The 776-nt window shown below is 67.1% G+C and carries 1 protein-coding gene; it reads left to right on the top strand.

All coding sequences use genetic code 11. From position 1 onward, the window contains the following. Positions 1 to 13: 13 nt before the first annotated feature. Positions 14 to 776, top strand: a 763-nt coding sequence (locus RM2_RS23275) for an Ig-like domain-containing protein (RefSeq protein ID WP_245814117.1), incomplete at its 3' end; no start/stop codon positions are given.

The raw sequence follows: 776 nt of genomic DNA, 5'->3' as shown, positions 1-776 counted from the left end.
CGTCGGTGAGGATGTGATCGCTACCGCGACTGTGACTCCGGCCGGCGCGCAGGGGCAGATCCAGTTCAAGATCAACGGTGTCAACGACGGTGCGCCGGTCAACGTCGTGAACGGCGCAGCCAGCATCACCCGTTCCTTCCCGGAGGCTGCCTCAAACAGTGTCGTCGCCGAATTCCTGGGTGCGCCGGGCAACATCGGATCGGTGTCCGCGCCCGTTGAGGTCACGGTGAACGACGCGGATTGGGGTACCACCACCACCGTGCTCGAGCCGGTGACCGCGGTTTCCGGTACCCCGATCAACCTGTCTGCCACCGTGTTGCCCATTCCCAGCGGCGGTGACGTGAAGTTCGTCGTCGACGGCGTCGAGGTCGGCTCCGCTGCGGTCGGGACAGGCGACGGTGTCGCGGTGCTGCCGCACACCTTCACCGCCACCGGCACTGCGAACGTGGTCGCCGAATTCGGTGGAACGGCCGGGTACACACCGTCCACTTCTGCCGGCTTCTCGGTCAACGTGACGGATCCGGAGCCGGCGCGCACCGAGACCACCACCGCGCTGAAGGTTACGGGTGAGACCGAGGTCGGGAAGCAGTTGACCTTCGAGGCGACCGTCGACCCGAATACGGCGAACGGAACCGTGGAATTCAAGGCGGGCACCGAGGTGCTCGGCACCGCGGACGTGGTGGGCGGGGTCGCGACCCTGACGCACACCTTCGACGGCGAGGGCACCTACGCGGTGACCGCGAACTTCGTTGCCGGCGAGGGCTTCGCGGACTCGG

It is taken from the genome of Rhodococcus marinonascens NBRC 14363 (genome assembly GCF_001894885.1).
Classification (GTDB): domain Bacteria; phylum Actinomycetota; class Actinomycetes; order Mycobacteriales; family Mycobacteriaceae; genus Rhodococcus_F; species Rhodococcus_F marinonascens.
This window is presented reverse-complemented; position numbering and strand designations above follow the sequence as displayed.